The following is a 6,544-nucleotide window of genomic DNA, read 5'->3' as shown; positions in this document are numbered from 1 at the left end:
CATCATTAATGTCATTATGGTTTGGTGCCAGCGGTTTCTGTGAACTAACTAAGAACCTTATCGTTTGGGATATTACTGTAAAACTTGGTTACCCGCCGCACTTCATTTACATTCTCGGTGTAGCTAAACTTTCAGGCGTTATAGTACTGTTAACCCCTAACCGTTTACTAAGATTAAAGGAATGGGTATTTGCCGGTATCTTCTTTGATATCCTTTTTGCCTTTTTCTCTAAAATTGTAGTGCTTGGTTTCCCGGCAACCATTGATGCAATCATCGCGTTCGCTATTATTAGCATAACCTATGCTATGTTCAGGAAATTATATCCTGCCACCTACGTTAATGCCGCCAAGGTTTAATCAGTAATTATTCAAAAGCTTGCATCCCGGGGATGCAGGTAAATATTCTTCGGTCAAACAAAATAAAACTAAGCATCATGAAGAGCCAACGTAACATCCGCCTTCCATTTTCAGCACTTATCGCATTATTAGCGATCATCATCCAATTCAGGTCAGCAAGCGCACAAGAGTTAACCTTGAATAATTTACCAACCCGCTTTACAGCAATCAAACAAGTCAATGCCGGTGTGCTGAATGTGGGCTATGCAGAAGCCGGTCCGGCTGACGGACAGCCGGTCATCCTGCTCCATGGCTGGCCATATGATATTAATAGCTATGCCGCTGTATCGGCCTTGCTGGCCGCAAAGGGCTACCGGGTCATTGTCCCCTACCTGAGAGGGTATGGCAGCACACGTTTCCTTTCTCCTCAAACCATGCGAAACGGACAGCAGGCAGCATTGGCGTTGGATATTATCGCGCTAATGGACGCTTTAAAAATTCAAAAAGCGGTTATCGGCGGCTTTGACTGGGGCGCGCGCACCGCAGATATCATCGCCGCTTTGTATCCCGAAAGATGCAAGGCCCTGGTATCGGTAAGCGGCTACCTGATAGGAAGCCAAAAAGGAAATATCGCGCCGCTGCCGCCTAAAGCAGAGTTGAGCTGGTGGTACCAATACTACTTTGCCACCGAACGCGGCCGTGCAGGTTATGAAGCCAATACAAAGGAATTTAATCACCTGATCTGGCAAACCGCCTCGCCAAAATGGCAATTTAGCGATACCACCTATGCGCAATCGGCCGCGGCTTTTAATAATCCCGATCATGTGGCTATCGTGATACATAATTATCGCTGGCGTTTAGGCCTGGTTAAGGGTGAAGCCAAATATAATGCGCTGGAAAATAAGTTGGCTACTGCACCTGCGATCACGGTACCAACAGTTACTCTTGAAGGTGATGCCAATGGCGCCCCTCATCCCGATCCGGCAAATTATGCTGCAAAATTCAAAGGAAAATACGCGCATCATACGGTGGCAGGCGGGATAGGGCATAACCTGCCGCAGGAAGCACCCAAAGCGTTTGCCGATGCCATTATTGAAGCCGATAGTCTTTCCAAATAACGAATATTTACCAACAGTCTAAAATATCGAAACACCCTGCTACTAAACTGTCCGGTTGGTGGCAGGATGTTGGTTTAAATGGAAGTTCGCCAGCAATCGCTTTTAAAACTAAATTAAAACTTTCACCATAGCGATGGGTTTCAAACCCATCGCTATTCGCCAATATTCTGTGCCAAATAGGTTCATTTAATGGTTTTTTCTGGCGTTTGACCCTTTAAATATTAAAAAAGCGATTGCTGGGAAGCTCTGCAATAATTTACCCGGCATGAAATAATATCTATAAATTTGGGGGACGCTTATCATGAATAAACAAAAATTAAAGATATCGGCTGCTCTTATCTGGGTCAGCGCTATTACCATCGGGCTGTTGTCATCAGTTCCACAGATAGCACAGCAGCATTTTAATGCGGCAGAAGCAGCTGTGAATGCAGGCATCACTTCGGCGTTTGCCCTGCTGATGTGGTATGTGAATATTTATATGTTTTCCTATCAGTCTGAAAAATCGCCTAAACGGCAGATCTCTTATCCGAGGCTCGTTAATAGTTTGCTGATCGGGATTGGAGTCATGTTCGGTTTAGCCTGGATACAGCAGCTAATTTTGTCGCATATCAATTTCGGACCGGTGATGCTGATGGTAGAGGTAAGGGGTATCCTGATCAACCTGATTTTCTATATGTTTTTGCAGTTGTTGCAGCAAAACTATGAGAACCAATATGTTAACATGGAACTGGAGCGGATCAAAAACGATAACCTGGGGGCTCAGTTTGAATTATTGAAACAGCAGGTAAACCCGCACTTCCTGTTTAACAGTCTCAACACGCTGAAAGCCATGGTGGAAACCGGTGATGCGGAGTCAGTAGATTTCATCCTGAAACTTTCAAACTTTTACCGCTACACGCTGGAGAGCCGGAAACTCGATCTTATACAAGTGGCCGACGAAATGGAAATTGTGAAAGCTTACCTGTTTTTGCAGAACGCCAGGTTTGAGGGCGGCTTTACCTTTAAAAACGAATTGGACGACCAAATAATGCATACCCTGATTCCGCCATTTACCCTTCAGTTACTGGTGGAAAATTGCATCAAGCATAATGTGGTATCGGTAGATAAACCATTGCATATCCGCTTATATGCAGAGGCTGACCATATCATCATCGAAAACCCGATCCGTTTGAAATCCGGGGATCAAAACTCGCTTGGCGTGGGCTTGAAAAACATTCAGCTGCGTTACCATCACCTGCTTGAAAAGCAGGTAGAGATTATTAATGACGGAAACCTGTTCCAAATCAAACTACCTTTAATTTATGAATATCATCATCATTGAAGACGAGCTGAAAACAGCCAAATCGCTTGAAAATATCATTTTGAACCTGCGCCCGGAAGCCAGGATCACCGGGCAATATCAAAGTGTGGAAAGATCGGTAGAGGCATTGACCAGCAGCCCGCAACCCGACCTGATCTTTATGGATATTCAATTAGCCGATGGTTTGTCCTTCGAGATCTTTAAATCCGTTAAGATCACTTGCCCTGTAATATTCTGTACGGCCTTTGATGAATATTCGCTGGAAGCTTTTAAGCGTAACGGTGTCGATTATGTGCTTAAACCCTTTTCAAAAGAGGATATCCAGGAAGCGTTCAGGAAAGTAGATGAGTTGAAAAATTTCTTTCAGCAAAAGGTAGTGCCTGATCTCGGCGACCTTCTGTCCAGATTAGGGTCGCCTGCCGGCAAAACCAGCTTTCTGGTATTTAAGAACCAAAAGTACACTACGGTACATACTGATAATATCGCCTTTTTTTATATCCGCAATGATGCCACATCAATTATGTGTTTTGATAAGCAGGAATATGCCGTTAGCCAGTCGCTGGATCAAATTACCAATGCCGTATCATCCAGGCAATTCTTTAGGGTCAACCGGCAATACCTGGTTAATTTTAAAGCGATAAAGGAGGTAGAACATTATTTTCTGCGCAAGCTCTATGTAAAGCTGGTTGTTGAAACTCCCGAAAAGCTGTTGATCAATAAGGAAAAATCTACCGCTTTTCTTTCCTGGATGGAAGAAAGGTAAAAAAATATTACTGGCTCAATTTGTCCGGATGAAGCGTTGATCTGTCCAATTGAGCCTGTTTTCACTCCTTTAAGGCTGCGGGGCTATCTAATCCCAAATGCCGTTCTGCGCTGTAAATATCACCGGCTGACCGCCAGTTACCATAATGGTATGCTCGTGTTGCGCAACAAAACCACCTTTATTACCGCTTAGCGTCCAGCCATCGGCTTGTGTATCGGCAATTGTTGACCGTGTTGAAATGAATGTCTCTATCGCCACCACCGAATTCTTTTTAAAACGCGTAGTGTTGTACTTGTCGCAGTAGTTAGCTATCTCGTGAGGCTCCTCGTGCAAGCTGCGACCGATACCATGTCCGGTCAGGTTTTTTATTACCATGTAGCCGGCTTTCCTGGCTTCAGTTTCGATCAGCCGGCCTATATCCGATATTCTGACACCACCTTTAATGTTGCTGATCGCCTTCCTCAATATCTCTTTCGATGCTTCTACCAATTTGCCATGGCCGTGGATATCTTCGCCCAATACAAACGAGCCGCCATTGTCGGCCCAATAGCCATTTAATTCTGCCGATACATCAATATTTATCAGATCACCTTCTTTTAGGATTTTATCCACTGATGGTATTCCGTGCGCAGCTTCCGCATTAATACTAATACAGGTATACCCGGGGAAATTATAGGTTAACGCAGGTGCAGAACGTGCGCCCATTTGTGCCAGCAATTCGCCGCCGTACTCATCAAGTTCCTTTGTTGAAATGCCCGGTTTGGCAAACTCACGCATCTTTTTAAGCGTGATGGCAACAGCATCACTTGCCTGTTGCATTCCAATTCTTTCGTCTTCGGTAGTTATAGACATTTTTGAGTTTTTATCTGCGGCAAAATTAACAATTAATACATTTGACACCGTTTACCAAACGTCAGTTTATGAAAACAACGTTCGTATTTGTGCCTGTTTTGTTTAATTGATTTAACAGGAGTCACATAAGCATGAATAAACAGGCTATTAATCAGCTAAATGATGTGCTGTTTCTCCGGTATTTACAACGGTAATTTCATCTGCATTACGATTAGGTGGTTCGACATTTAGCAGGTGCTTCACAAAAAAATCTCTTTTCTTTTTACGGCCATATAGTCCGCCATCGCTGTGGCCCATTCCGGGTATAGTTAGCAGGTCAAAATATTTATTATTTTTTATCAGGGCATCAGCAAAACGATAAGTCGACTCCGGCGGAACATTGTTATCAGCCTCGCCTACAATCAGCAATAAATTACCTTTTAAATTACCGGCATTGGTAATGTTTGATTGCTGCTCATAATGCTGCCCTACCGGATAACCCATCCACTGCTCGTTCCACCATTGCTTATCTATCCGGTTATCGTGACATCCACAGGCTGATACTGCAGCTTTATAAAACTCAGGATGGAACAATAACGCCCCGGCAGAATTTTGCCCCCCAGCTGATGTACCATAAACTCCCACATGACTGATATCAACCTGCGGATATTTTGCAGCCATAGCCTGCATCCATAAAATACGATCGGTAAAACCGGCATCGGCCAGGTTATGCCAGCATACATCATGAAAAGTCTTTGAGCGATTGGCCGTACCCATGCCATCTATCTGTACCACTATAAAGCCTAATTGCGCGATGCTTTGCATTTCGTTTATCACTGAAAAACTCTTGGGGACAAATGAATCCTGCGGGCCGGCGTATATATTTTCAATAACAGGATAGCTTTTAGCAGGGTCCATATTGGCCGGGCGATAGATAACGCCCCATATATCTGTTTTGCCATCGCGGGCTTTGGCAACAAACACCTCGGGCAATTTAATACCGGTAGCTAACAGATCGCTCATATCCTGGTTTTCCAGTTCGGTTATCGTTTTAAAGGTTGATGTATTTTTAAGCACAATACGCGGCGCTGCATTAACTTCCGAATAAGTATCAATATAATACTTCCTGTCGGGCGAAAAGGTAAGGCTGTGGTTACCTTTTTCGGGGGTTAGGTCAACCAGGTTCCTGCCATCAAAACCCATGCGATAGTAGTGGATAAAATAAGGATCTTCGCCTGCATTTTTGCCGCTTGCATTAAACCAGATCTCTCTTTTCTTAACATCTACACTATCAATGTCTCGCACAACCCAGCTACCTGTGGTAATCAGCTTTTCCATTCCTGTTATTTCATCAACGAGGTAAGCGTGGCGCCATCCATCCTTCTCAGTAAGCCATATGATCTCATGCGTTTTAGGCAGATAGCGGGTATAGATCCTTTGCTCATAGATAAAGGTGTTTGTTTTTTCATCTATGATGTTGCGTGTTTTCCCTGTATGTACATCTACCTCAATAACCCTGAAACGCTGGTGCCCGCGGTCAACTTTTTCATAAGTGAAATACCGGCCGTTCCCATCACGCCAGTGTAGCGCCGGTGCTCCAAAAAAGTCAAGTTTTTCTGCATCAATCTTTAATTTACTTTTATCGGCTATGCCGAAAATAAACGGTTCATAAGAGGTCCATTCATCTCCCGGCTGGTCATACTCATGCGATTTAAGTTGCCCACGTGTTGTTCCGGGTACCGAACTGAGAATATAATATACCTCCTTTGTTTTTTTAGGGTCAATATGGTAACCCACCAGGGTTTTACTATCTGGAGCCCAGGACACATCACCGTAAGGTTTATCAAGGCTACCATCAGTAGTGAATTGAATTTCGGCCGATCCTTTTAATGACTTTACATAAATATTGCCGCCTTTTACAAAAACAGTCCATTGTTTATCCGGCGAAACAGAATCGGCCACTAACCCTTCCCAACGATACCTGCGCTTTTGAAGCGGCTCATTAGGATCATAACTCTTAAATAATGTATCGGTTGTTTTTTCGCAATGGTAGCTGCCCAAATCACACTTTATCCAGTTATTATCTGTTTTAAATGTTACTTGCTTTTCATCTGCGCTAAAAAACATTTGAACAATATGCAACTTACTCACCGGCAATGATTTACCAAGCACTGTGCTAATGGCATCAGCCATTTGT

6 protein-coding genes are annotated in these 6,544 nt (G+C 43.7%); 4 read left to right on the top strand and 2 right to left on the bottom strand.

Going from position 1 to position 6,544, the window contains the following annotated elements:
* The 4 genes from AC1DPZ_RS19465 to AC1DPZ_RS19450 all read left to right on the top strand — a co-directional run.
* The coding region (locus tag AC1DPZ_RS19465) for a DoxX family protein (RefSeq protein WP_477406481.1) at positions 1–356 on the top strand (356 nt) is incomplete at its 5' end.
* A gap of 77 nt (positions 357–433) precedes the next feature.
* The gene (locus AC1DPZ_RS19460) at positions 434–1,453 is read left to right on the top strand and encodes an alpha/beta fold hydrolase (RefSeq protein WP_477406479.1); all 1,020 of its coding nucleotides are present in this window, start codon (positions 434–436) and stop codon (positions 1,451–1,453) included.
* Positions 1,454–1,754: 301 nt separating this feature from the next.
* Positions 1,755–2,774 (top strand): sensor histidine kinase, encoded by a 1,020-nt coding sequence (locus tag AC1DPZ_RS19455; protein ID WP_477406477.1) that lies wholly within the window; start codon positions 1,755–1,757, stop codon positions 2,772–2,774.
* The gene (locus AC1DPZ_RS19450; RefSeq protein ID WP_477406475.1) at positions 2,755–3,516 is read left to right on the top strand and encodes a LytR/AlgR family response regulator transcription factor; all 762 of its coding nucleotides are present in this window, start codon (positions 2,755–2,757) and stop codon (positions 3,514–3,516) included. The genes AC1DPZ_RS19455 and AC1DPZ_RS19450 overlap by 20 nt, the downstream gene beginning before the upstream one ends.
* An 87-nt stretch (positions 3,517–3,603) precedes the next feature.
* Here AC1DPZ_RS19450 and map read toward each other — a convergent pair whose 3' ends face one another.
* Entirely contained in the window at positions 3,604–4,368 is a 765-nt protein-coding gene (gene map, locus AC1DPZ_RS19445) for a type I methionyl aminopeptidase (protein WP_477406473.1), read from the bottom strand.
* Positions 4,369–4,515: 147 nt separating this feature from the next.
* Positions 4,516–6,544: S9 family peptidase (locus tag AC1DPZ_RS19440; RefSeq protein WP_477406471.1), on the bottom strand; the 2,029-nt coding region annotated here is incomplete at its 5' end.

The organism is Mucilaginibacter sp. P4_G9, from assembly GCF_056400985.1.
The sequence above is the reverse complement of the archived record's forward strand: the minus strand, read 5'-3'. Positions and strand labels throughout refer to the sequence as shown.

What these genes read in the sequence shown, in the direction of transcription:
- AC1DPZ_RS19460 (WP_477406479.1), top strand. Translation starts at nt 434, where the DNA reads ATGAAGAGCCAACGTAACATCCGCCTTCCATTTTCAGCACTTATCGCA.
- AC1DPZ_RS19455 (WP_477406477.1), top strand. Translation starts at nt 1,755, where the DNA reads ATGAATAAACAAAAATTAAAGATATCGGCTGCTCTTATCTGGGTCAGC.
- map (WP_477406473.1), bottom strand. Translation starts at nt 4,368, where the DNA reads ATGTCTATAACTACCGAAGACGAAAGAATTGGAATGCAACAGGCAAGT.
- AC1DPZ_RS19450 (WP_477406475.1), top strand. Translation starts at nt 2,755, where the DNA reads ATGAATATCATCATCATTGAAGACGAGCTGAAAACAGCCAAATCGCTT.